Source organism: Streptomyces sp. DH37, assembly GCF_029813835.1.
Lineage (GTDB): Bacteria > Actinomycetota > Actinomycetes > Streptomycetales > Streptomycetaceae > Streptomyces.
Window position 1 is genome coordinate 20,004 of sequence record NZ_JARVKV010000013.1, and the last position, 23,937, is coordinate 43,940.

Genomic DNA, 23,937 nt, shown 5'->3' on the forward strand with positions numbered 1-23,937 from the left:
GAAGGCGATGAACACGCTGACCGGGAAGCACCCCTCACACCGCGGGAGCGGGGACGGGAAGCCCGTGGAACGCCTGGGTGCGGCCGTCGTGGGACTGGGCGGCGCGGTGGCCACGACCGCCGTGGCCGGAGTGGAGCTGCTCAGGCTCGGCGCCTGCGGCCAGGACGGGCTTCCCCTGGCGGCGCGTACGGACCTGGTGCCCTACGAGGCGCTGGTGTTCGGCGGCTGGGACGTCTGCGCCGACGACCTGGCCAAGGCCGCGCACCTCCACCAGGTACTGGAACCGGCCCAGATCGAGGCCGTGGCGCCCCGGTTGCAGCGGCTGCGGCCCTGGCCGGCCGCAGCCGATCCGGACTACTGCCGCGCGGTCACCGGCGCCAACATCGCACCGTCCGGCGGCCTGCGCGAGCGGACCGACCGGATACGGGAGGACCTGCGGCGCTTCCGGCGCGAACAGGAGCTGGACGAGGTGGTCGTGGTCAACCTCGCCTCGACCGAGCGGCTGCCGGATCCGGCGTCGCCGTCCCTGGCCTCCCCCGAAGCGTTCGAGGCCGCGTTGGACGGCGGGGACGGGGCGATCACGCCCGCCATGCTCTACGCCTACGCGGCCCTGCGGGAGGGCATGGCGTACCTGAACTTCACCCCGAGCGTCGGGGCCGACGTGCCGGCGCTGACGCTGCTGGCCGAGCGGCAGGGCGTGCCGATCGCCGGCAAGGACGGCAAGACCGGGCAGACCATGGTCAAGACGGTGCTCGCCCCGGCGCTGCGGTCGCGGGCCCTGCGGGTGGAGGGCTGGTACTCCACCAACCTGCTGGGCAACCGCGACGGCCGGGCGCTGGAGGACCCCGGCTCGCTGGCCAGCAAGACGGCCACCAAGGAGTCGGTGCTGGACACGGTGCTCGGCTACCCGGTCGAGGACCACCAGGTGCGCATCGAGTACTACCGGCCTCGCGGCGACCAGAAGGAGGCGTGGGACAACATCGACCTGGTCGGCTTCCTCGGCCGCCGGATGCAGATGAAGATCGACTTCCTGTGCCGGGACTCCGTCCTGGCCGCCCCGCTGGTGCTGGAGCTGGTCCGGCTGCTGGCCGAGGCGCGCCGCCGCGGGGAGCGCGGGGTGCAGGAGCAGTTCGGGTTCTTCTTCAAGGCCCCCATGACCCTCGGCGGACGCGCCCCGGAGCACGCCCTGCACCGCCAGGAGCGCGCCCTGCTGGACTGGCTGGACGGCCGCGCGCCGCGGGACGCACGGCCGTGACGCGGGCCGCTCCCCGCCCGGTGCGGCAGGCCTCCCACCGGGTTCCGCGCGCCGCCCTGCGGGCGGCCGTCCCCCTGCTGCGCGAGGTCGGCGACCTCAAGCGGGTCCGGACGGCCGAGGGCACGGCCTCGATGGCCGAACGCGCCTTCCTCCGGTCGTGGGCGGCGCTGGCCCGGGGCGCCGACCCCGGCCGGGTCGCCGTCCACGAGTGCGCGGCCGCCGTGGCCGGGGCGCATCTGGCGGGCGTGGACGGACCGGTGCTGCGGCGGTGCGGGCTGACGGCCTCCGAGGCGGCGGCCGTGCTGGCCCGCTCGCTCGGACAGCACGCGGGCAGGCTGGACGCGGTGACCCTCGGCCGGCTGCGGGAGGCGCTGCCGCGGCTGGCCGCGGCGGAGCCCCACGACGCCCCGGCTCCGGGGTTCGCGGCGGACCTGTGCGCCCAGCCGCGGGCGGGTGCCACCCGCCCCGGGCGTCCGCGTCTGATGGTGGAACCGCCCGAGAGCCACGGCGACCACTGCTGGGCGGTCTCCGTCTACGGCGGTCTGCTGGCCGAGGCGTTCGGCGCCGACCCCGCCGACGCCTTCCTGCTCGGTCTGGCCCACCATCTGCACAACGCGGTGCTGCCCGACGCGGGCTTCGCCGGGGAGGAGCTGCTGGGCGAGTACCTGCCGGGCATCACCGCGCGGCTGGTCGGACGGCGGCTCGCCGCCCTCCCCGACCGTCTCGCCTCGCGTCTGGCCGGTCTGCTCGCCCTGCGGGAGGAGGCCGTGCACCCGGCCGCCCGGGCCTTCCACGCCGCCGACGTCCTCGACCGGGTGCTGCAGGTCCACCACCACGCGCGGGCCGCCGCCTTCACCGCCGAGCAGGCCCTGGACGACCTGGACCTGGTGCACCCCTGCGCGGTGTCCGGCTTCCACCGGGCCGTTCTGGCCGCGGCGGAGGCGGCGTGAGGAGCCCGGCGGCGGGTCGCGCGACGGCGGCGGCGGCGACCGTGACCGACCTGGTCAGCCCGGTCAACGGTGCTCCGCTGCGGCGGCACGGGCCCGGACTGCTGTACGACGGCGAACGGCTGTGGCCCCTCGTGGCGGGCATCCCCTGGCTGCGCGCCGGCCACGAGGAGCTGCGCGAGCGGGCCGTGCGCCGCATCGAGGAGGGCGACCCGGCCGGCGCCGCGGTCCTCCTGCTCGCCGACACCGACGACTGGTGGGACGGCCCCGTCCCGCCCCCCGGGGCGCTGCGCGCCGCGCTGGGGGCCGCCACCCTGCGCGAGGCGGTGGCGCTGCTGGGCATGGGCAGGGTCGGGGACTACTTCCTGCACCGGTGGAGCGACCCGACCTGGCTGGCCGTGCTCGCCCTGACCGCGCACCACTCCCCCGGCCGCCGGCCGGTGCTGGAACTGGCCTGCGGCGCGGGACACCTGCTGCGGGAGCTGGCGCTGCGCGGGCACCGGGACCTGACCGGTGTCGACGTGGTCTTCGCCAAGCTGTGGCTGGCCCGGCGGTTCGTCGCGCCCGGGGCGCGGCTGGTGTGCGCGGACCTGACCGCCCCGTGGCCGCTGCGGCCGCGCGGGCCGGCCTACGTGGCCTGCCACGACGCGCTGTACTTCCTGCCCCGCAAGCGGGAGGTGGTGGACCGCGCCCTGGAGTACGCCGATGGCGGCGCCGTCGTCCTGGGCCACTGCCACAACGCCCTGGTTCCCGGGCCGGGTGCCGGTCTGCCGCTGGACCCGGCCGGCTGGCGATCGCTGCTGGAGGGGGCCGTCTGCTACGACGACGCCGAGCTGACCCGCGCCCTGCTGGACGGCGTCGCCCCCCGTCCCCGTGCGGCGGAGGAACTGGCGCACTGCGAGGCCCTCGCCCTGGTCGCCGCCGCGCCCGCGCCGCCCGGACACGGTCTGCCGTCCCCGGCCCGGCCCGTCCCCGGGCGGCCCCTGCGGCCCAACCCCCTCTACCGCGACGGCCTGCTGCACTGGCCGAACCCGCGCTGGCGGGACGAGTACGGGCGCGGCGCCGCGGCCTACCTGCCCAGCCGCGTCGACCTCTCCCCCGGTCTGCTCGCGGACGCGCGGGCCGGCCGCCCGACGCCCGAGGTGGCCGCTCTGGCCCGCCGCAGGGTGCTCCTGGACCTGCCGGAGCGGTGGTGAACGCGGACACGGCGGCCACCGCCGCCCGCACGTGCCGGTGGGCGATCGCCGGATGCGGATGGGTCGCCCGCGACCACTTCCTGCCCGGGCTGCTGGAGGCCGCCCGGCGGTGGCCGGCCACCGCGGCTCCCCGTCTGGTCGCCGTGACCGACGTCGACCCGGTCGCCGCCGAGCGGCTGGCCGTCCGGGCGCCCGGTGTCCGGGCCGTCCCCCGCCTGGCGGACCTGCTGGCCGCCCACCGGCCCGACGCGGTGTACGTCGCCACGCCCAACCACGTCCACCGCCCCGTGGCCGAGGCCGCCGCGGCGGCGGGAGCGGCGGTGCTGTGCGAGAAGCCGCTCGCCTCCGACCTCCCCGGCGCCGAGCGCCTGGTCGCCGCCTGCGAGCGCGCGGGAGTGCTGGCGGCCGTCGCCTACGACCAGCGTTTCCACCCGGCCCACCGGGCCGTACGGGACGTGGTGGCCTCCGGCGGGCTGGGCACGGTCACGGCGGTGCGGATCACGTACTGCTGCTGGCTGCCGCCCGCCTGGTCGCCGGACGGCGCCCCCTGCGACAACTGGCGCGCCGATCCGGCGCGCGCCGGCGGCGGGGCCCTGCTCGACCTGGCTCCCCACGGGCTCGACCTGGTGGGGGTGCTGCTCGGTGGGGACGACGTGGTGCGGCTGGCGGCGCTGCCGCAGCACCGCGTGCACCCCTACCGGGTCGATGACGGCGCGATGCTGGCCGGCCGGACCGGCGGCGGGGTCCTGGTCTGCCTCCACGTCGCCTACAACACCCCCGACGCGCTGCCCCGCCGCCGGCTGGAGGTCATCGGCACCCGCGGGCTGCTGACCGCGACCGACACCCTCGGGCAGGACGCCGGAGGGGCGGTGTGGCTCACCGACGCGGAGGCCGGGCGGCGTGCTCCCGTGCCGTTCGACACCGGCGCCTCGCCCTTCGCCGGGCAGGTCCGGGAGTTCTCCGCGGCCGTGGCCGCGGTGCGCGCCGGTACCCCGCCGGGGCGGGCCTGGCCGTGGCCGCTGCGGCGCGACCTGGCCCTGCACGACCTGCTGCTGGAGGCGCTGGCCCGCGCCGACGGAGCCGTCCCGGGGGACCCGGCCCCGGCGCCGGCCACCGGCCCGATCCCCTTCGGCGTCAAGGAAGGCCGACGATGACCCTGACCATGTACGCCTGCGCCCACTGCGGCCACTGGCAGCGGTGGTTCGGCACCCCGCCCGGCTGCCCGGTCTGCGGCGATGTGCGCAACGCGCTGCCCGAGGACGGCTGGAACCTGATGGAGGAGAAGGCGGTCGGCGCCCTCCTGACCGCCGACTGGTACAGCCCGGCCCCGGGCGTCACCGGGTTCCGCACCGTACCCTCCTTCGGCCTGGGATCGACGGGCTGGCTCGTCGAGACCGGCGACGGCAACGTCGCCTGGGAGGCGGCGCCGTACTATCCGCCCGACGCGCTGGCCGAGATCGAACGGCTCGGCGGCATCACCCGGCTGGGCTCCAGCCACGTACACGGCTACGGGGCCCTGTGGCAGCTCCAGAGGCACTTCGCTCCCCCGGTGATCGCCGTCGGCACGCGGGACCTGGAGTGGACCAAGGCGTTCCGGGTGACCTGGCCGGTGGACGAGACCCTGGAGCTGGCCCCGGGGCTGACGGTCCACCGCACCGGCGGGCACTTCGACGGCCACTGCGTCCTGCACGACGCGCACCGGGGGATCCTCTTCTGCGGCGACGCCCTCAAGGTCGACCTGGACGGCACCGTGCCGCGCGCCCTGTCCTGCCACAAGGCGTACCACGCCCGCGTACCGCTCTCCCACGGCGAGGTGCGGCACTACCGCTCGGTGCTCGGAGGACTGGACTTCGAGGCGGTCGCCACCCCCTTCGAGTTCGCCGCCCCGGTGACCACCGCGGACGTGGTGCGCCTGTTCGACCACCAGCTGTCCGGACAGCCCACCACGGACACCCTCACGCTGGGAGCCGGGCGGTGAGGGCCGCCGCGGAGCACCCGGTGGTGCGGGCCTACCGCGCCGCGCTGGCCCCCGGGGAGCAGGACGACTTCGACATCGGCGCGGCCGACCGCACCGGCTTCCCCGTGGTCTCCGCCGACCACCTCGGCCCGGACGGCGTCCGCAAGGGCGCCTGCGGATACGGCGCCGACCCCGGCCAGGCCCGCGTCGGAGCGTACGGCGAGCTCGTCGAGGAGGTCCTGCCGGCGCGGCACCTGGCGCGCACCGGGCGCCGCCGGGCCTCCTACGCGGAGCTGGTGCGCGAGCGCGGCCCGGACCGGGTCGCCGACCCGGTCTCCCTCGTCCTGCCGGCCGGCGCGGACTACACCCCCGAGCGCCCCCTGGACTGGGTGCCCGCGCGCCGTCATCGCACCGGCGAGGAGGTGCTGGTGCCCGCCGAGTTCGCCGCGGCGTGCGGCGGCGACCTGCCCGGTGACCCCCCGCCGGGGGGCTGGCTGACCACCCCGGTCACCAACGGGCTGGGCGCCGGGGACACCCCCGAGCGGGCCCTGTCCCACGCCCTGCTGGAGATCCTCCAGCGCGACGGCAACGCCACCGCGCACCGCGCGATGGACGAGGGGGTGGTGATCGAGCCGGACGAGGTCACCGACCCGGTCACCGTCTCGGTGCTCGGGCGGCTGCGGGAACTGGGCATCGACGTGCTGCCCAAGCTCGCCTCCACGCAGTTCGGGATGGCCGACGTCCACGTCGTCGGCGTCGACGCCGATCCCGCGGCCCCGCCGCTGGCCCTGACCGCCTGCGGGGAGGCCGCCCATCCCGACCGCGAGGCGGCGCTGCGCAAGGCGGTGCTGGAGTACGTCTCCTCCCGGGCTCGGAAGGTCTTCTTCCACGGCCCGCTGGAGACCGTCGCGCGGATCGCCCCGCCCGGCTACCTCGACCGCGAGCTGTCCTCGCCCCCGGCGAGGCAGGAGCCGCGCGCCCTGCGGGCGATGGCCGCCTGGGCCGCCCTGGACGGGCCGCGCCTGCTGGCGCTGCTGGAGCCCACCGTGCTGGCGCGGCGCTCCACCGTGCCCTTCTCCGGCCTGCCGACCGTGCCGGCCGGCTCCCTGGACGACCCCGCCGCCCTCCTGGACGACCTGCTGCGGCGGCTCGCCGACTTCGACGTACTGGTGATCGGGACGGGCGGACCGGGCGGATACGCGGTCAAGGCGCTCGTCCCCGGCATGGAGGTGGAGACGATGTCCTACGCGCGGATCGGGGAACGCGGGGTGCGGCGGCTGATGGAGCGCGAGCGCCCCCTGGCCGGGGTCGGCCCCCTCCCCCACCCCGGGGCGCGGCCGGTCCACCTAACACCCGCGTCCCGCGAACGGCTGGGCGGACCCGCCTGGTTCGACGCCGAGGCCGCGCGGAAGGCGGTGGGGGCGCTGTACCCGCTCTACCGCGAGCCGGACCGCCACGCGGTGGCCCGCACCGCCGCGGGAGCCCTCCGGTGAGCGCCGCCGCGGGCGGCGGCCTGCGCTACGCCTACAACACCAACGGCATGACCTCGCACCGTCTGCCGGACGCGCTGGCCCTGCTGGCGGACACCGGGTACGACGGCGTCGCCCTCACCGTGGACGTCGCCCACCACGACCCCTTCGCGCCGCGCCTGGCGGCCCGCACCGCCGCACTGGCCCGCCGCCTGGACCGCCTGGGGCTGGGCAGCACGGTGGAGACCGGGGCGCGGTTCCTCCTCGACCCGAGGCGCAAGCACGAGCCGACCCTGGTCACCCCCGATCCGGCCGGCCGGGCCCGCCGGCTGGCGTTCCTGCGGCTGTGCGTGGACATCGCCGCCGACCTGGGCAGCGAGGCGGTCTCCTTCTGGGCCGGGGTGCCGGCGCCCGGCACGGACACCTCCCCCGGCGGGACGGCCTGGAGGCACCTGGCGGACGGGGTGCGCGCCGTCGTGGCGTACGCGGCCGAGTGGGGCGTGGCGGCGGCCTTCGAGCCCGAACCGGGCATGCTCGTGGAGGACTGCGCCGACTGGTCCCGCCTGGCCGCCCTCGTCCCCGGCCTGCGACTGGCGCTGGACACCGGCCACTGCCTGGTGACCGGCGACGTGACGCCGCACCGGGCGGTGCTGAGCCACGCCGGGGACCTGGGGGCGGTGGCCGTGGAGGACATGCCCCGCGGCCGCCACGAGCACCGCGCCCCCGGCGAGGGCGACATGGACCTGCCGGCGGTGCTCGGCGCGCTGCGGGCCGTGCGGTACGGCGGGCTGGTGAGCCTGGAGCTGTCCCGCGACGCGCACCGCGCCGACGTCCTGGTGCCCGGGGCGCTGCGGGCGCTGCGGCACGCCGAGAGGATCGGAACCGGCGGGGTGCCGGCCGCGCCCGCCGCGCACGGCGCCGGTTCCCCGGGAGGAGCGCGATGAGGATCTGCTTCGTCTCGCGGCGCTACTGGCCGGCCGTGTCGGGAATGAGCGCCTACGCGGAGAACCTGCTGCGGGCCCTGACGGCCGCGGGGCACGAGGTCACCCTGGTGTCCCAGTACCGCGGCGACCGGCAGGGCCGCGCCGTCTACGGCGGCGGGCCCCCTCCGCCCGAACGGGTCCCCCGGGGTGTGCGTCTGGTGGCGCTGGAGTCCCTGGGCGAGCAGGCCGTGGCCGACGGGCGGCCCGCGGACTTCGAGGCCGACGTCGCCGCGCTGCGCGACGCCGTCGCCGGCCTGCACGCGCGCGAGCCGCTGGACGTGCTCCACGCCCAGTACGGGTACCCGCCGGGGCTGGCCGTGCTGGAGGCGTCGGACCGGCTGGGCGTTCCGGCCGTGGTCTCCATCCAGGGCGGCGACGGGCACTGGGTCGGCACCTGCTGCGCCACGCACCGCGCGGCGGTCCGGCGGGTCCTGCGGGACGCCCCCGCCCTGCTGATCGGCTCGGCCTCCTTCGCGGCCGAGGTCGCCGCCCGCCACCGGGTACCGGTCGAGCGCTTCACGGTGGTCCCCGGGGCCACCGACACCGAGCTGTTCCGGCCCCGGCCCGGCAGGCGGCCGGGAGCGGTCGGCGATCCGCCGGCGCTCCTCTACCACGGCCGGATCGACGTCCGCAAAGGCGTACTGGACCTGCTGGAGGCGGTGCGGCTGCTCCTGGCCGGCGGCGGGCGGCTGCGGCTGCTGGTCTCCGGCACCGGCCCCGACCTGGACCGGCTGACCCACCGGGCGCGGCGGGCGGACCTGGCCGGCGCGGTGGAGGTGCTGGGCCCCACCGGCTACCACGACGCCCCCGCCGTCTACCGGCGGGGGGACGTCTTCGTCAGCCCCACCTGGGCCGAGGGGTTCTCCAACACCATCCTGGAGGCGATGGCCTGCGGGCTTCCGGTGGTCTCCACCGGCGTGGTCGGGGTGGTGGACTGCGTGCGGGACGGCGTCAACGGCCTGCTGGCCCCGCCGCGCGACCCCGGCGCCCTGGCCGGGACGATCCGGCGGATGCTCGACGACGCGCCGCTGCGGCACCGCCTCGCACGGACGGCGCTGGAGCAGGTGCGCTCCCGGTGGTCGTGGCCGGTGGCCGCCGGGCGCATCGGCGCCGCGTACGAGGAGGTGCGCGCCACCTGGTCCCCGAAGGCACGGCCCGGAAGGGCCCCGGACCCGGACGGCGGGGCCGGGGGGCCGGCCGTGGACCTGTCCTGCCGGTTCCGCCGCGACCCCCACCTGCTGTGACCGCGCGGCCGCCGGGTCCCCGTACGGCCGTGGCCGTCAGCCCGCACCTGGACGACGCGGTCTTCTCCGCCGGGGGCACCCTGGCCGTCCTGGCCCGGGCCGGCTGGTCGGTACGGGTCGTCACCTGCTTCACGGCCTCGGTCGACGACCCGTGTCCCTTCGCCCTGTCCACCCAGCTCGACAAGGGGCTGCCCGCCGAGGCCGACTACATGGCTCTGCGCCGCGCGGAGGACGCCGCCGCCCAGCGGGTGCTGGGCACGCTGCCCCCGGTGCACCTGCCGCTGCCCGAGGCCCCGCACCGCGGGTACGGCAGCGCGCCGGAGCTGTTCGCCCCTCCCCTCGCCGGCGACGCGGTCGGCGCGGAGCTGGAGTCGCTGCTCCGCCCGCACCTGGCACCGGCGGATCTCGTCCTCGCCCCGCAGGGGATCGGCGGCCACGTCGACCACGTGATCACGGCCCGGGCGGTCGCCGCCGCCGCACCGCTCCCGCGCACCTGCTGGTGGCGCGACGTCCCCTACGTGACCCGCGCGCCGCACGCCGCGGACGGGCCTCCCCCCAGCCGTCCGGCGGGGGCGTCCGAGGTGACGGTGGACATCACCACCGTCCTGGCGCGCAAGAACGCCGCGGCCGCGTGCTACGCCTCCCAGCTGGGGTTCCAGTTCGGCGGCGCCGAGCGGGCCGGCGAGACGCTTTCCGCCGTGGCCCGGGCCGAGGCCCGCCGCACCGGCAGCCGGTACGGCCACGGTGAGGCGCTGTGGGCCGGAAACCGGGCCCGGCGCCTCCTGGAGGCCCTCTCGCCGGGGTCCCCCCGGGAAGGGGCGGCGCGCGTGACCTCCTGAACGACCCGGGGGATGCCCGCCTGGACATCCGGCCGTCCGGGAGCCCGCGGTGGGGCGCGGGGGCGCGGCGGCCCGCATCGGACGACTGCCGCTCCGGCGGCGGCACGGACGCGCTCTCACTCCTCGACCAGGTGCTGCGCGCCGACGCCGGTTCGACCGCTACCCGCCCCCAGCAGCTCTCCCCGACCGGCGACCAGATCTGCGCCGACGACGTCGCCGAGGCCGTGCTGCACCTGTGCACCACGCGTGGACGGGCGTTGCCGGGCCGGGACGAAACCTTCCCTGTCCAGCAGCGCCCCCTCCCCGACGGTACCCGTGAACCGGTCCCGCCCCTGGGCCGCCTGCCCAACTCCGGCGGCACTCTGGACGTGCACCGGGAGGAGGTCCCCCGCGAGGGCGCGTAACTCATCATCCGGGCGTCCGGGCTGACCTCGGTGGGGCACCGGGACCGGCGCCCCACCGGGGAGTGACATCGGTCCTCGCGGTTCCAGGTGGCCCGATCGAACCGGGTGTCGGCTCGGGGTCAGTAGGGCCCGCCCGTTCGCTTCCACTGCTGGTTGGCGGTGGCCTTGCAGGTGTACTGGATGGCCTTCGGGCCCGCGGTGGCCGGATCGTAGGCGATGGTCAGGCACTTGCCGCTGTGCCGGGCCGTGACCCGGTGGTGGCCTTCGCCGAGGCCGGTGATCCGCCACTGCTGGTTGGCGCCGGTGCCGCAGGTCCGCTGGGTCACCCGTACGTTGTCGGCGGTGGACGACGAGGGCACGGTGAGACACTTGTGGCTGTGCCGGGCGACGAGCCGGTGGTACCCGGCACCCAGGTGGAGCGTCTGCCAGTGCTGGTTCTGGTCCGCGGCAGTGCCGCAGGTCTGCTGTGTCACCCCTGCCCCGTCGGCCATGGACGACCACCGTACCGCCAGGCACCGGTCGTTGTGCCCGGCCCGCAGTTCCTCGTACGCGTGCCCGGCGCCGACTCCGCGCACCACGCCGGTCGCGGTGTCGATGGAGACCTGCGGGTGCCAGCGCATCGACAGCGACCTGCTGGAGGGGAACCGGAGCGGCAGCCAGACGTACTCGGAGTCCTTGACCCTGCCGCCCCAGGCGTTCGCGTGCCGGTCGCCCAGGTAGAGGTAGGAGGTGGTGGAGGTGCCCTGCACCGGTAACACGTATGAGGACTGCGAGCCGTAGGTGATGCTGTCGCCGAGGTTCGCCATGCCGCTCCAGGGGCCGGCGATGCTGGTCGCGGTGGCGTACTTGGCCTGGTTGGGCTGCCAGCCCGTGACACCCGAGGTCACCAGGAAGTAGACGCCCTTGCGTTTGAACACCGTCTGCGCTTCCCGCTCGACGCCGGCCAGGGTGGTCACCTTGGCCGCCACCCGCAGGTAGTCGGGGGTCAGGCGGAAGACGGTGAGGTCCTTCTGCCTGTTGGTCGTCGAGATCAGGTACGCCGTGCCGTCGTCGTCGCGGAACACGCTCACGTCGAAGGACTTGTGGCCCAGAGGACGGAAACTGCCCCGGTACCTGTAGTCGCCGTCCACTCTGGGGGAGGTGGCGATCGCGACCCGGCCCTGGCTGAAGTCCCCTTCCCGCCTCTCCTTGCGCATGAACAGCACGTACTGCTTGGTGCGAGCGTTGTAGACGACCTTGGGCCGCCAGAGGGTGGCCACGTCCAGCTCGGCGGCCGAGGTCTGGGTCAGCACGTTGTTGCGGAACTCCCAGGTGCGCAGGTCGGTCGAGCGGTACACCGAGATGTACCGGAAGCGGTTGTTGGAATGGGGGTTCTCACCGAACCAGTAGTAGTACTGGCCAACCCTGATCATGCCGCCTCCGTGCCCGTGCAGCACCTTGCCGTCGGAGTCGGTGAACTGCACCCCGTTGGTGACCGTGACGGGCGCCGCGTTGGCCTGGCCGACGACCGCTGAGGGCAGCAGACCGACGCAGACCGCGATGGCCATCCGGAGGATGATGTGCAGTGCTCTGCGCATGGGTACGTCCCTTCGATCGGCTTCTGCGGCAAACGTGCGGAGCGGGACTCGACCGGTATGCGGCCGTCGGAGGCCGCGTCGCGTGCTCACGGGCCGTGCCTGCCGGAGTGGTATCGGCGGCCGCCGCTCGGGAATCTCGGTTCGACGCTATGCGGTGAGTCCGGCAAGCCGGTCGGTCTCGTCGTTTTCTAACCCGATCGGGTGAAAGCGAGCGTTGGGCGGCATCCCGTGAACGGTCTGAGGCGTGCGGGCCGAGCTGCCCGTTCGCCCGCTACCCGGCAACGCCGCGCATGGCACGGAGGACCCCGTCGCCCCCCAGGCGGCGGCCGCGGGGTCCCCGCCCCCTCATCCGGACGGAGGTGCGCGCTCGGTACGGACACGAGTACGGCGATGAGGAACATCGTGCCCCCTTTCCGCGCCGACAGGTCCCCGCCCTCGGCGCCGGCGGTGGTGCGGGACGACCGGGCCGACGTCGCGGTGGCTCCCGTCAGTGATCACCCCAGCCGTCGTGCGGACGGCGGCCCTCGCACCGGGCTCCTCCCGCGCCGCGCAGCCGCTGCGATTACCGGGCACCGACACCCGACCGGGCTCGACGTGTGGACCAGCGGCCGAAGGAGCCGCCCGGCCGGGACACCGCCCGCCGCGGTCCGGCCGTCGGCGGGTCCGGGGGCGGCCCCGGCGGTGATCCGCTTGCCCACCGGCTCCCGCCGCATCTCCACGGTGCACGGCCCCGGCGCGTACCCGCAGGCGCTGGTCACCGGCTCCCGGCCACCGCGGCCGCCCGGGAGGACGCCGGAACACCGCGCACGTCCTGGACGCAGGCCAAGAGGCCGGTGTGGGCCTCCTCCGCGCCCGCCCGGTCATGTCCTCCGCTCGGCGCCGGCCCGGTCGAGTCCGACCGCACACCACTGGCCGCGATCCTGTCCGTACTCGGCTGCGGCGCCCCGGCACGGGCCGGTGTCACCTCGTTGCAGCCGGCCGGACAGGCGCTGCCCGGCACGAGGTCGAGGACGACGTACCGGTCGTGGCCGAAGCCCCGTTCGCCGTACCGCCTCCGGAGCCCGGGATGGGCGCGGCGCGAAACCCGCCGGGCACCTCCCGCCGGATCCGGGGCTCAGTCCCGCCGGCTCCGCCGGTCCGGCTGCGACGCCCTGGTGAGGCGGGTCCAGCCCGCCGGCGGCGCCAGGAGCGTGCGGGCGTGGGGCCTTCGCCCCCGGAGCCGCACCTCCCCCCGGTAGTCGCGAAGGATGAGGTGGCCGAGGTGTTCCAGAGCCCTGACCGCGAATCCGCTCGCCGGGCACATCCCCTCCCCCTTCCCGAAGGGAAGGTAGGACCGCCTCTGGGCGTCGGTCGGTTTCTCCCATCGCGCGGGACGGAAGTCCAGCGGCTCGTCCCACACGGCCGCCGACCGGTGGAGCGCGTGCGTGCCGATCAGGACGTGTTCGCCCTCATGGACCGGGACGCCGGCTATCTCGTGGTCAGTGGCGGCGACCCTGGCCAGGCGCCACGCCGTCGGATAGAGGCGCAACGCCTCTTTGACCAGGGAGCGGACCTGTTCCGGCCGTACCGCCGGGTCGTTGTACCCGTGCCGAACGCCGAGCAGCACCACCCATTCGAGGGTCACGCCGGTGAAGCCGACGGTGGAGAGGACGAGCCGCTGCAGCAGCTGCGCGCGATCGGCCGGGGACAGTTCCCCGGGCAGGCGCAGCACCACGTCGACGAGATCCCGCGCGTCGGCGCCCTGCGCCGGCAGCCGTCCCAACTGCTCGGCCAGTCCGGCCCGGATGGCGGGCACCGAGCGGTGGGAGCGCCGCACCACGTGACCGACGATGTCGTCGGCGACGATGCTCGACACCACGTAGTCGTCGACGAGTGAGTTGATCTCACTGTGGCTCCGGTGCGCCATCACCGGCGCGAAGTACCGCCGGGCCACTCGGACTCCCCAGCGCTGGTGCCGCAGGCGGCCGCGGCGGTCACCCGCCTCGCGGAGAGCGGGGTCGATGTCGAACGACGCGCGGAGATCGTGACGGGCCAGGACCTTGAGCAGCTCGCCCGAGGCCTCGGCCCGCAGCGCCTGGGGAAGGGGCGCCGGTCCGATGCGGAAGAACCCGGACTGCGGCAGGTACTTGTCAGCCGAGTCGACCAGTACGTCCCGGGCCGCGTCCGCATCGGCGACGAAGAGGGTCCCGAAGCGGAGCCTGAACGGACCGTCGGTCTCCGCCGCCAGGCCCTCCCATCTGCGTAGGTGGCGCCACAAGCTCTGCCTGTCCAGGAACACGAGGTCCTCCGCCCGCCTGACGGGGGAGGGGATGCGCGGCTCCGGCTGCGCATCCCCTCCCGCACGGAAGCCTGTTCAGGTTCTGCGTCCGTACCTGTCGCCGTACTGGTTGCGGCGAGCGCGCCTTTCACCGCTGAGCATCTGAACACCCCGGATGATCCACGACATCGTCGCCCTCCTGTCGCGCGGTGCTCTGCGCCGTCCGGTCCGGCCTGGCGTCAGTCCTGCCGTCCGTATCCGACGAAGTATCCGTGCCAGCGTGCGCGCATCTCGCCGCTGAGCGCCCGAAGGCCGGTGGTGATCCAGGACATGGTGGTCCTCCTCCCGGTCGGTGATCCCCGCTGTCCGGCCTGGCGCGCCTCCCGGCCCGCCACCGCACGTCCCAGCGTGTGATCAACCCACTGACATGATGTCGGTCGGCCACGGGCCCACCTCTCGCGCCATGACGCTACACACGCGGCGGAACCGGGTGAACCGGTGAAACCGGCCAAAGACAGTGATGTCACCGACCGGGCCGGCAGATCGAGGAAGGGCACGGAGGGCCCGGCCGGTCAGCTCAGGGTCGGACCCGTCGGCGACACCACCGCCCGTCATCGCTGTCCGGGCCGAACCGGACAGGTCGGCCCTGGTCGGCGACCCGTCTGCCGGGGACTTCGCCTTCCCGCCCCCACCCCGGCATCGATCGGCCCCGTTCGCGGGGGCTGGAGAGGACTCGCGCCCCAGGCGGCGGGCTAGGAGGACGCCCCGGCCGGGTCGCGGCTCGCCTGCGGCCGTCGGTACCCGCTCGGCTGTGCGGTAAGGACATGCCGGCCGACCGGACGGGGTTTGGTGTAGACCAGGTGTTGGACACTGGTCAGACCGGCTTCGAAGGACAGCAGGCCGACGGCGAAGAAGAGCCGCCAAACGGCCACCGTCTGGTACCCGACCAGCGCGGTGGCCCGCTCGCGGTTCCGCTCCAGGTTGGCCAGCCAGCCCCGGAGCGTGGGCCCGAAGTGCTCTCGGAGGTTCTCCACGTCAAGCAGTTCCAGACCGGAGCGTTCGGCGAGTAGCGCACTGCGGCCGACTGTTCCGAGACGGAGGTCCGGGTGCGGATACCGGAGCATGAACGGACTGCGCACCAGCTCCCGCCCGTTCGGCAGTACGCACAGTTCGTGGCTGAGCACGCGGCCGCCCGGCGCCACCAGCCGGGCCAGGGCGGCCGCGTGCTCACGCTGGCCGGACCGGGACAGGTGGTGGGTCATCTCGATACTGGCCACGGCGTCGAACGGGCCGTCCTGGACCGCCCGGTAATCCTGCAGCCGCACCTGAATCCTGTGCCCCAGCCCCGCCTCCTCGATCCGCCGCGCGGCCAGTCGCGCCTGGTTCCGGGCGAGGGTGACGCCCACCCCCTCCACACCGTGGTGCCGCGCCGCGTGCAGGAGCAGGCTGCCCCAGCCGCAGCCGAGGTCCAGCAGTCGCATCCCCGGCCGCAGGCCGAGCTTGCGGCAGACCATGTCGAGCTTGGCCCGCTGAGCCTCGGCCAGCCCGTGGCCGATCCGCTCGCCGCCGGGCCAGTACGCGCAGGAGTAGACCATGGACGGCCCCAGCACCAGCCGGTAGAACTCGTCGCCCACGTCGTAGTGGTGCCGGACGGCGCGGGCCCCGCGATACCGGCGGACCTCCGCCGAGGGCCTGGCGACGGGAGGGCCCAGAACCCTGCGGTCCAGCCCGGTCCGCAGACTCGCCAGCACGGCGCCCGCCAGGTCCGGCCACGATGCCCCCAGCACGGAGCCGAGCTGCCGCATGACGGCGACGAGATCACCTTCGATGTCGCAGTCGCCGGCCACGAACGCTCGGGCGGCGCCGAGCTGCCCGGGCCGCCAGAGCATCCGGCGTACCGCCCGGGGATCGCGCAGCACCAGCGTCGAACCGGACCCGGCTCCGGCCGTGCTGCCGTCCCAGGCACGGACGCCGAACTCGAGTGGAGCGCCCACCGCGTGTTCCACGAAAGCAGCGATCTGCCGGGCGGCGCCCTGGCATCCTTTTCCCCTCACGGTTCCTCCGAACGTTCTCGACGGACGGGGATCGGCTCCGTACCCGATGGCGACTCCCCGTCGCGGGTGGTTGATTGCCGGTGGGCGGGGCCGAGCGCCACGCGGATGACGTCGGTCGGCCCGGCCGCCGGCCCGGGAAGCGGCGGTGGGCGGTGGACTTCCAGACCCCGAAGCCTGGCGGCCGGGCCCGCCGGGCGCAGCCGCTGACCGGTACGCGGGTGATCGCGGCGAACACCGCCTCGTCAGGGGCGTTCCGCGTCCCGCCGCCACCGGCGGCCCGGCGGTGGGGCTGGAGGTCCGTGGCCGTTCCACGGTTCAGGAGGAGCGCTGCAGCACGCGGACGCGTTCCCTCATCCGGTCGCGGAAGTCCGAAGCGCTCTCATCGGGTGCGGCCCGGATCGGCCGGCCGAACCGCACGGAGACGGGCGGTGCGCCGCGAACCGGCACATGCGTTCCGCGCGGCATCACGGCATGGGTGCCCGTCAGTGCGACGGGCACCGCGGGCACACCGGCCTGCAGGCACAGCCGGGCCGCGCCCGTGCCGAACGCCCCGAGCCGTCCGTCGCGGGAGCGGGTGCCCTCCGGGTACAGCAGGACGTGCCACCCTTCGTCGAGGAGGCGCCGGGCCGCTCCCCGCACCGCGTGACCTCCCGGCCCCGTGCGGCCCGGAGTGCCCCGCTGCACCGGGAAGGCGTTGAAGAGGAGCGCCGTGGCCGCTCCGGTCAGCGGGGAGCCGAAGAAGTAGTCCGCGGCGGCTCCCACCACCAGCCGGGACGCGATGTTCCGCGGCAGAGCTCCGAAGATCAGCGGTGTGTCGAGGTGGCTGGCATGGTTCGCCACGAACACCACCGGGGTGGCGAGTGCGGCGAGGTGCTCCGCACCCTCGACGGTCGGCCGGGCGCAGACCCACGCGTACGGTTTGAGGAGGATCCGGTGCACGGTCGCCCGCACCCCTCTCGCCGGTACCGAGCGGGCCCAGGCGGCGGGGAGCGGCAGGGCCCGCTTGTCGCCGGGTGCTGTCACCGGACGTCCGCCATGGTGATGGGCGGGGTGTGCAGGCAGGTGATGCTCGGACTGGTGCCGACGGTGTGTGAGGCCGTCTCCAGGGCGTCGGAGAGAGTCGGCGCTGCTCGGAATCCCATCCGGGCCGCGACCTTCGGGTCGCCGCCGACGAAGATGACGTCGCCGAGGTGCTGCATGGCGTGGGCCCCCCAGTACCACATGTAGAGCGGATGGACACCGTGGAAGGCGTGGCCGGTCCGGTAGAGGTGGATGTACCAGGGATCCTCCGCGAACCTCTTCTCGAACACCGCCTCCATCCGCGCCGGGTCGGTGGTCTCCGTGAGCACCTCCTCGTAGAAGTCGATGTAGCTGGGGTGGTGCACCGGGTGGAAGTCGGGCGTCAGCGGGTGGATGAAGATGCCGACGCCGCCCTGCCGCACGATCGGCTTGTTGAGGTAGAAGTTGAAGAGGTAGCCCAGGGCCATGCACATCGCCAGCACCGGGTTCATGATCGAGTTCACGTTGTAGGGGCCGACGTAGGGCACCCCGAACACCCCGATGTCGGACTGGCCTCGGACGGGCGTGACCTGCTGGCGGTGCACGTTCGCCAGGGTGATCGGGTGGACCGCGCTCGGGGTGCCCGCCGTGACGCCCGTGACGCCGTACGGCGCCCTGATGGAGTTCAGCAGGCGGCGGCGCAGCCTCGGCGGCAAAGCCCGGTTGCCGTGCCGGACGCCGAGGAAGCCGATCCGGTCGCTGAGGCTCCACTCCCATTCGTGACCGGTGAGGAAACCCATGGACGGGGGGAAGGAGTCGCCGTTGACCGTGGTCTCGACCGTGAAGATCTTCAGTCGGCCGCCGATCACGTCCAGCATGCGGTGGAAGGAGTGGTGCAGGGCGGAGTTGGGCGGGTCGTTGAAGGAGCGTGAGTGCCGCAGGGTGTGCGTGTTGTGGTGGTGGCGCAGGCTGCGGTAGCTCGCCAGGCCGACGGAGACGGACTTGGGGCCGCCGTTCAGCGCGATCAGGTTGACGTTGACGTACACGAGGAGGTCGCTCTCGGCCGCCCTGCGGTTGATCTCGACGTCCTCGCCGGCGCCCGTCAGGCCCAGGTGGAGCAGGTTGTCCCGGTCCTCCGCGTCATGGTTGCGCAGTCGGTGGGGGAAGTGGTGCCGGAAGACCCGGTCCCCCACGACGTGCCGCAGTTCCGCGGCGGTCATCCGGCGGTGCAGGGCGTTCGCCGCGATGAGTTCGACGTCCTCCACCCCCCGTCGGGCGGCGATTTCGAGGATGTGCTCGATGACCCGTCCACGCACGTCGGGGCGGCGCATCGACGGCAGGGGCAGGGACACGTCGTCGAAGACCACGGTCAACCGCATGCCCGGTCTGAGGAGTTCGGGTAGGGGCTCGATGCCGTGCGGGTGCAGCAGCGCGTCGCGGATGGCCGCGTCGAGGTCGCGGATGCCGGGAAGCGAGGCCGGCGGGTAGACCACCCTGCTGCCCACCGGCAAGCGCTCGGCGCGGATCCCCTCCCCCTCGAACAGCACCAGCGGCGGGGTGCGTTCGTCGACGTCGAGTACGAACCCTGGTGTGCTCACGGTGACTCCTCCTCTCCGTCCGGGGATCGGTGGTTCCTCGCCCGCGCTCCCCGCTCGCCCGCTCCGCCGGCGGCCACGGCCAGCGCCTCCCACCGGGTGGCGGTGTGGGCGCCCCAGCGCAGTACGGGCCAGCGTCTCCGCAGGGCGTGCCGGAGCAGGCGCGGGTCGGGATCGACGGCATGCGGGTGGCCGACCGCGTCCAGGAGCGCCCGGTCCGAGTAACTGTCCGCGTAGGCGTACACGTGGGCCGGGTCCAGGCCGTGCTCGGCCGTGTAGCGGCGCAGCCAGTCGGCTCGCGCCTCACCGACGGGCGGTCGTGCGGCCACCTGCCCGGTCATGACGCCGTTGCGGGTCCGCATGCGGCACGCCTCGATGTCGTCGAACAGGGGGCGCAGCGGCTCGGCGAGCAGTTCGAGGCCGCCGGTCACGAGCACGGTGCGGTGTCCCGCCGCCCGGTGCGCACGGACGCGTCGAACCGCCTCGTGTCTGACCCGGTGCAGCAGGGCGTTGCCGACGGCCTCCCCCACCAGTCGCCGCAGGGCGGCTTCGTCCGTGCCCGCGTAACGGCGCAGGAAGGCCCGGACGAAGCGGGCCCGGTCGGCCCGCTCGGCGAGCAGATAGCGCGGTGCGTTGAGGACCAGGTCCGCGAACTCGGCCGGCCAGGCACGGCGCGGCAGGCCCGCGAGCCGTGTCCACAGGTAGGACTCGACGAGGTCGGAGGCGGCGATGGTGCCGTCCAGGTCGAAGACGGCCGCGGTCGGCTCCTTCGCCACCGGGAGGCGGGATCCTGTGGTCGGGACCGCCCTCGTGACCGGCGCGTGCAGCCGTTCGACCATGTCCGCGGTCTCGCGTGCCGCCAGGTGGCGTCGCCAGTCGATCACACCCGGGTCGAAGAGGTGCGTCCGCGGCTGTGGGAGCGCGTTCCTCAGAGCCGTCAGCTCGGTGTCGTCATAGCGGACCCCGGCCGGGTCGTACACACCCGGCAGCTCCGGTCGCCGCCGTGGCGGGCGCCACCGGGGAGTGGGGAAGGGGGTCCGCAGCACGGCCCGCAACTCCCCCAGGGTCAGGGGGCGGGTCGTCGCCGTACCCAGGTGGAAGTAGTGGGGCGAGTCCGGGCCGGGTCGCGCGGCGGCCGCGGCCAGGACCGCGTCGGCCGCCAGGTCGGCGGGCACGGTGTCGAGCACCGTGGCGTCGGAGCCGGCCACCGTGTCGAGCAGGACGAAGGCCGCGACCGGCGGGACGGCCCTCGTCCTGCCCTCGGACCAGCCCGGGTAGGGGCGGCGGAGGGCGTGGCCCACCGGTGCCGGGCGCAGCACGGTCAGCGGGTGCGACCGCCACAGTTCCTCGGTGGCGCGCTCCGCCAGCACGGCGGCGAGGGACTGCGCGTGGGGGTGGCCGAGGGCACGCGCGCGGGCCCGGCCCCGCTCCACCAGCCGTCGTTCCACCCAGGCCCTGCGCGCCGCCTCCGCCTCCTGCGCCACGATCAGGGGACCCGCGCCCCGGTGGGCGCGCTCGGCGGCACGGCGCGTCCGGCGCGACCTCCCGGGGGCCCGCGAGAGACGCTCGGCGTCGTCCTCGAGAGCGCGTGCCAGGGCGACCTCGCGACGCCAGTCCAGGTCGTGCTCCAGCCGGGTCTCGCGGACGAGCCCGCGCTCGGCACCGGAGAAACCGGCCTGGGACACGTACACCAGATGGGGTCCGAGCCGTCCGCGCGGCCACTGCCCGCGAAGGGCGACCAGCGGGGTGATCTGTTCGTCGTACACGGCGCCGAGCGGCCGGTCCGGCCCACCGGTGGGGGCGCAGTGGACGACGACGTCGATCCCGGCGGGCAGCGTGACGTCTCCCGGACGTCCCGCGAGCACCCTCACGCGGCGGCGGGCCTCGGCCATCGCCGGTCCGGCCCCGACCTCGTCCCGCCACGGTCCGAACGCCTTCCGGCTCAGCAGCGGGGCGAGCGCGTCGTCCCGGGTGGAGGGGTCGCTCCGCGCGGCGGGCCCGTCCGGCGGCAGCACAACGCTGACGTACGTGTCCGGGTGCGCTGTCACGAGGCGGTGGAGTACGGCGATCTCGATGCGCTCGGTGGCCCCGGTCACCAGGACGTGGGTTCCCGCGAGGTCTCGGGCGCGGTAGGTACGGGGCATGGAGGTGCGGCTCCCTGAGGGTTCGCCTGGGCGTTCGGGGGACGTGTCGCTCGTTCCGTCGGGCTCCCGGCGCGCCGGACCCGTCACCGTCGTCACCCCCGTCTCCGGGGGTCCGGGACGTCCGCGGTCCGGTGTTCCCGGCGCCAGCGGTCCATGGCCGCCTCGCACACCGTCCGCAGTGGCCACCCCAGGGACTTGGCGGCCCGTTCCGCGTCGGACAGTTCGGGCTGCGCGGTCACGGTGCCGTCCGGACGCTCGGCCGTCTTCACCGACACCCGCTCCGGCCGTTCCGCGGGTCCGATGGAGACGACGGCGCTGCGGCGGGGCAGCGTCGTCCGCCGGCACGTCGTCCACCGCACCCCGAGCGTGGTGGTGTGCAGCAGCAGCGTGTCGGAGACGGCCTGGCGCACTTGTCGTGAACAGAGCGCCGTGACGAGTCTGCCCGGCCGGCCGTGCCGGCCGACGATGCCGGTGGTCCAGCAGTCCCAGGCTCCGGCCTCGCGCAGCGCGTCCAGCACCGACGGCCAGAGCCGGGGGTCGAGGTCGTCGACGGTGGTCTCCAGGACCACGACGTCGTCCTCGGCCGGCCCGGGAGGGGCCGCCGTGGTCTCGCCCAGGACGATCCGGGTGACGTTGGGGCGGTCCGGGGTGTCGCGGCTCCCACCGCCCGTGCCCACGGCGTGCACGGTCATCGACGGCATCGGGCCCGGAGCGGCCACGGCGGCGACGAGCGCCGCCCCCGTCGGTGTGGTGCGCTCGCCCGGCAGGTCACCACGGGTCAGTTCGAGGCGGGCGTGCGCGGCGATGTGGAGGACGGCGGGGACGGGGACGGACATCGGGCCGTGGGCACAGCGGACCATCCCGCTGCCCGCCGCCAACGGGGAGCAGGTGACCACCGCGTGCTCCGCGAGCAGCCCGAGCTCGTCCAGCGCCGCGGCGCAGCCCACCACGTCGGCGAGTGCGTCGTACGCCCCCACCTCGTGGAAGTGCACCCGGTCCGGAGTCGTCCCGTGCGCCCGGGCCTCGGCGGCGGCGAGGAGTTCGAAGGCGCGACGGGCCGCGCCGGCGGCGGCGGGCGTGACGCCGTCCGCGCCGGCGAGCAGTTCCAGGACGTCCGCCAGGCGCCGGGCGCGGTCGGGCGCGGCGGGCCGGGCGACCGTCACCCGCGTGCAGGCGAGGCCGCCGCGGCGGGCGCGTCCGACCGAGACGCCGAGGCCGGGCACCTTGAGGGAACGCACCGCGTCGACCACGGCGCCGGTACCGGCGCCCGCGTCCACGAGCGCGCCGAGCAGCATGTCGCCCGCCACGCCCGCGGTGCAGTCCAGGTGGGCGGCGGGGACGCGCGGTGCGTGATCCGTCCTGTTCACCGGTCACCGCCCACGTCCGTGGGCGCGGCGCGTGGGAGACCGCCGTCGGACGGCGTGCCGTGCACCGCTTCCACGATCTTGGCGGCGTGCGCGGCCGCGCCGAAGCCGTTGTCGATGTTCACCACGGTCAGGCCGGGGGCGCAGGAGGAGAGCATGGTGGCCGCGGCGGCGAGGCCGCCCGCGGCGACGCCGTAACCGACACTGGTCGGCACGCCGACCACCGGGGCCCGCAGCAGTCCGGCGACCACGCTCGGCAGGGCGCCGTCCATGCCCGCCACGACGAGGACGCAGTCGGCTCCCCGCAGCCGGGGCACGTGCGGGAACAGCCGCCCGATGCCCGCCACCCCGACGTCGTCGACGAGCACGGCCCCGGCCCCGAGCACGGCGAGGGTGGTCAGCGCCTCACGGGCCACCGGGAGGTCCCCGGTGCCCGCGGTGAGGACGGCCACCGTGCCGCGTGCGGGCGGGAGTTCGCCGACGGTGACGGTCCGGGCGACGCGGTCCACCAGGACCGGTTCCCCCGTGTCCGCGAAGTGGGCCGGCGCCGCGTCGAGCACCTCGTCCGGACACCGGGTCGCCAGGGCGGGCGATCCGGGGTCGCGTTCGCGCAGGCCGGTGAGGAGCCGCAGCGTCTGTTCAGGTGTCTTCGACGGGGCGAACACCACCTCCGGCACGCCGGTGCGGCGCCGTCTCGAGGTGTCGAGGCGGGCGAAGTCCCCGGTGCGGTGCGTCTCGCAGTCCAGCAGGTCCGCGAGGTCGGTGTCCCCGGTCATCGCGGACCTCCCCCGGGCGACGCGGCCGTGCTCACGGAACCCGGACGGTAGGGCTCGAGGACGCCGCCCCCGAGCCCTACCGTCCGGCCGATCCGGTCGAGCAGCTCGGCCCCTTGCTCGGGCCGTCCGGCCAGCCACCGGTGGGCGGTCGCGTCGAGTTCGACACGGAAGGTCCCGGCCAGGATCCTGACGCGCAGATCGCGCACGGGTGCGCGCAGATCGCCCAGGAACTCCCGCAGGGCCGCCTCCGCGCGCTCCACGAGCTCCAGCCGCTGCCGGGTCACGGGCACGCCGACCGCGATCCTGGACGCCAGGCAAGGGGTGCCCGGCTTGTCGGCCGCGGCGAGCCCCCATTCCCGTGCGACGGCCCGGACCTGTGCCTTGCCCAGCCCCGCGGTCGCGAGGGGTTCGGCGATTCCCCGCTCCCGCGCGGCGCGCAGCCCCGGCCGGTGCCCGGATCGGTGGTCGTCGCGGTGGGTGCCGGTCGCGACATGGGCGTAGCCGCGGGCCGCCGCCAGCTCCGACACCGCGGCCAGCACGGTCCGCTTGCAGAAGTAGCAGCGGTCGCCGGCGTTGGCGCGGTAGCCGGGCACAGCGAGTTCGTCCGTCGTGAGGACGGCCAGCTCCGCGCCCAGCTCCGCCGCCGTGCGCCGGACGAGCGTGAGTTCGTCCCGGGCCAGAGCGGGCGAGTCCGCTGTCGCCGCCAGCGTGCGGGACGGGCCCAGGGCCCGCAGGGAGGCGGCGAGCACGAGCGTGGAGTCGACGCCTCCGGAGTAGGCGACGACGACGCTGTCCAGGCGGCCCACCTCGGCGAGCAGCGCGTTCGCGGCGCCGGAAGCGGTCGGATCGGTCGGATCGGTCGGGGGCATCGGCATGG

The 23,937-nt window shown here is 75.2% G+C and carries 19 protein-coding genes and 1 pseudogene; 10 read left to right on the top strand and 10 right to left on the bottom strand.

Annotation, left to right across the window (positions count from 1 at the left end; genetic code table 11):
- The first annotated feature begins 7 nt into the window (after nt 1-7).
- From QC029_RS09750 to QC029_RS09795, 10 genes are all read left to right on the top strand, one after another.
- Nucleotides 8-1,255 (top strand): inositol-3-phosphate synthase, encoded by a 1,248-nt coding sequence (locus QC029_RS09750; RefSeq protein WP_279555128.1) that lies wholly within the window; start codon nt 8-10, stop codon nt 1,253-1,255.
- Nucleotides 1,252-2,205 (top strand): hypothetical protein, encoded by a 954-nt coding sequence (locus QC029_RS09755; RefSeq protein ID WP_279555129.1) that lies wholly within the window; start codon nt 1,252-1,254, stop codon nt 2,203-2,205. Before QC029_RS09750 ends, QC029_RS09755 begins: the two co-directional genes overlap by 4 nt.
- Entirely contained in the window at nt 2,202-3,398 is a 1,197-nt protein-coding gene (locus tag QC029_RS09760) for a class I SAM-dependent methyltransferase (RefSeq protein WP_279555130.1), read from the top strand. Before QC029_RS09755 ends, QC029_RS09760 begins: the two co-directional genes overlap by 4 nt.
- Nucleotides 3,395-4,552 (top strand): Gfo/Idh/MocA family protein, encoded by a 1,158-nt coding sequence (locus tag QC029_RS09765; protein WP_279555131.1) that lies wholly within the window; start codon nt 3,395-3,397, stop codon nt 4,550-4,552. Before QC029_RS09760 ends, QC029_RS09765 begins: the two co-directional genes overlap by 4 nt.
- A complete protein-coding gene (locus QC029_RS09770; protein ID WP_279555132.1) occupies nt 4,549-5,376 on the top strand; it encodes an MBL fold metallo-hydrolase in 828 nt (275 codons plus the stop codon). The genes QC029_RS09765 and QC029_RS09770 overlap by 4 nt, the downstream gene beginning before the upstream one ends.
- Complete coding sequence (locus tag QC029_RS09775) at nt 5,373-6,848, top strand: YcaO-like family protein (protein ID WP_279555133.1); 1,476 nt, start codon at nt 5,373-5,375, stop codon at nt 6,846-6,848. Before QC029_RS09770 ends, QC029_RS09775 begins: the two co-directional genes overlap by 4 nt.
- Nucleotides 6,845-7,768 carry a sugar phosphate isomerase/epimerase gene (locus QC029_RS09780; protein WP_279555134.1) on the top strand — a complete coding sequence of 308 codons (924 nt, stop codon included), beginning with the start codon at nt 6,845-6,847 and terminating at the stop codon, nt 7,766-7,768. The genes QC029_RS09775 and QC029_RS09780 overlap by 4 nt, the downstream gene beginning before the upstream one ends.
- Nucleotides 7,765-9,051, top strand: coding sequence for a glycosyltransferase family 4 protein (locus tag QC029_RS09785; RefSeq protein ID WP_279555135.1), 1,287 nt, complete (start codon nt 7,765-7,767; stop codon nt 9,049-9,051). The genes QC029_RS09780 and QC029_RS09785 overlap by 4 nt, the downstream gene beginning before the upstream one ends.
- Before the next feature lie 29 nt (nt 9,052-9,080).
- Entirely contained in the window at nt 9,081-9,890 is an 810-nt protein-coding gene (locus QC029_RS09790) for a PIG-L family deacetylase (RefSeq protein WP_279555136.1), read from the top strand.
- A 131-nt stretch (nt 9,891-10,021) separates the two neighbouring features.
- Nucleotides 10,022-10,294 (top strand): hypothetical protein, encoded by a 273-nt coding sequence (locus QC029_RS09795; protein WP_279555137.1) that lies wholly within the window; start codon nt 10,022-10,024, stop codon nt 10,292-10,294.
- A gap of 119 nt (nt 10,295-10,413) precedes the next feature.
- On the opposite strand, the gene QC029_RS09800 is transcribed toward QC029_RS09795, so the two are convergent.
- From QC029_RS09800 to QC029_RS09845, 10 genes and pseudogenes are all read right to left on the bottom strand, one after another.
- Entirely contained in the window at nt 10,414-11,871 is a 1,458-nt protein-coding gene (locus QC029_RS09800; protein WP_279555138.1) for an RICIN domain-containing protein, read from the bottom strand.
- 1,114 nt (nt 11,872-12,985) lie between these two features.
- Nucleotides 12,986-14,149: a cytochrome P450 gene (locus QC029_RS09805; RefSeq protein ID WP_279555139.1), complete on the bottom strand. Its 1,164-nt coding sequence runs from the start codon at nt 14,147-14,149 to the stop codon at nt 12,986-12,988.
- A gap of 731 nt (nt 14,150-14,880) precedes the next feature.
- Nucleotides 14,881-16,122 (bottom strand): cyclopropane-fatty-acyl-phospholipid synthase, encoded by a 1,242-nt coding sequence (locus tag QC029_RS09810; protein WP_279555140.1) that lies wholly within the window; start codon nt 16,120-16,122, stop codon nt 14,881-14,883.
- 196 nt (nt 16,123-16,318) lie between these two features.
- Nucleotides 16,319-16,450: pseudogene (locus tag QC029_RS09815) on the bottom strand (IS5/IS1182 family transposase); the annotation flags it as partial.
- A gap of 47 nt (nt 16,451-16,497) precedes the next feature.
- Nucleotides 16,498-17,205: a lysophospholipid acyltransferase family protein gene (locus tag QC029_RS09820; protein ID WP_279555141.1), complete on the bottom strand. Its 708-nt coding sequence runs from the start codon at nt 17,203-17,205 to the stop codon at nt 16,498-16,500.
- The gene (locus QC029_RS09825) at nt 17,202-18,779 is read right to left on the bottom strand and encodes a lactate racemase domain-containing protein (protein ID WP_279555142.1); all 1,578 of its coding nucleotides are present in this window, start codon (nt 18,777-18,779) and stop codon (nt 17,202-17,204) included. The genes QC029_RS09820 and QC029_RS09825 overlap by 4 nt, the downstream gene beginning before the upstream one ends.
- On the bottom strand, nt 18,776-20,920 hold the full coding sequence (locus QC029_RS09830) for an HAD-IB family hydrolase (protein ID WP_279555143.1): 2,145 nt from the start codon (nt 20,918-20,920) through the stop codon (nt 18,776-18,778). The genes QC029_RS09825 and QC029_RS09830 overlap by 4 nt, the downstream gene beginning before the upstream one ends.
- Before the next feature lie 92 nt (nt 20,921-21,012).
- Nucleotides 21,013-22,287, bottom strand: a complete 1,275-nt coding sequence (gene larC / locus QC029_RS09835; protein ID WP_279555144.1) for a nickel pincer cofactor biosynthesis protein LarC — start codon at nt 22,285-22,287, stop codon at nt 21,013-21,015.
- Nucleotides 22,284-23,060, bottom strand: a complete 777-nt coding sequence (gene larB, locus QC029_RS09840; protein ID WP_279555145.1) for a nickel pincer cofactor biosynthesis protein LarB — start codon at nt 23,058-23,060, stop codon at nt 22,284-22,286. The genes larC and larB overlap by 4 nt, the downstream gene beginning before the upstream one ends.
- Nucleotides 23,057-23,935: an ATP-dependent sacrificial sulfur transferase LarE gene (locus QC029_RS09845; RefSeq protein ID WP_279555146.1), complete on the bottom strand. Its 879-nt coding sequence runs from the start codon at nt 23,933-23,935 to the stop codon at nt 23,057-23,059. Before QC029_RS09845 ends, larB begins: the two co-directional genes overlap by 4 nt.
- Nucleotides 23,936-23,937 lie beyond the last annotated feature (2 nt).

Excerpts from the sequence above, each read along its gene's own strand:
- QC029_RS09750 (WP_279555128.1), top strand. The coding sequence starts at position 8 with ATGAACACGCTGACCGGGAAGCACCCCTCACACCGCGGGAGCGGGGAC.
- QC029_RS09770 (WP_279555132.1), top strand. The coding sequence starts at position 4,549 with ATGACCCTGACCATGTACGCCTGCGCCCACTGCGGCCACTGGCAGCGG.
- QC029_RS09785 (WP_279555135.1), top strand. The coding sequence starts at position 7,765 with ATGAGGATCTGCTTCGTCTCGCGGCGCTACTGGCCGGCCGTGTCGGGA.
- QC029_RS09800 (WP_279555138.1), bottom strand. The coding sequence starts at position 11,871 with ATGCGCAGAGCACTGCACATCATCCTCCGGATGGCCATCGCGGTCTGC.
- QC029_RS09830 (WP_279555143.1), bottom strand. The coding sequence starts at position 20,920 with ATGCCCCGTACCTACCGCGCCCGAGACCTCGCGGGAACCCACGTCCTG.
- larB (WP_279555145.1), bottom strand. The coding sequence starts at position 23,060 with ATGACCGGGGACACCGACCTCGCGGACCTGCTGGACTGCGAGACGCAC.
- QC029_RS09845 (WP_279555146.1), bottom strand. The coding sequence starts at position 23,935 with ATGCCGATGCCCCCGACCGATCCGACCGATCCGACCGCTTCCGGCGCC.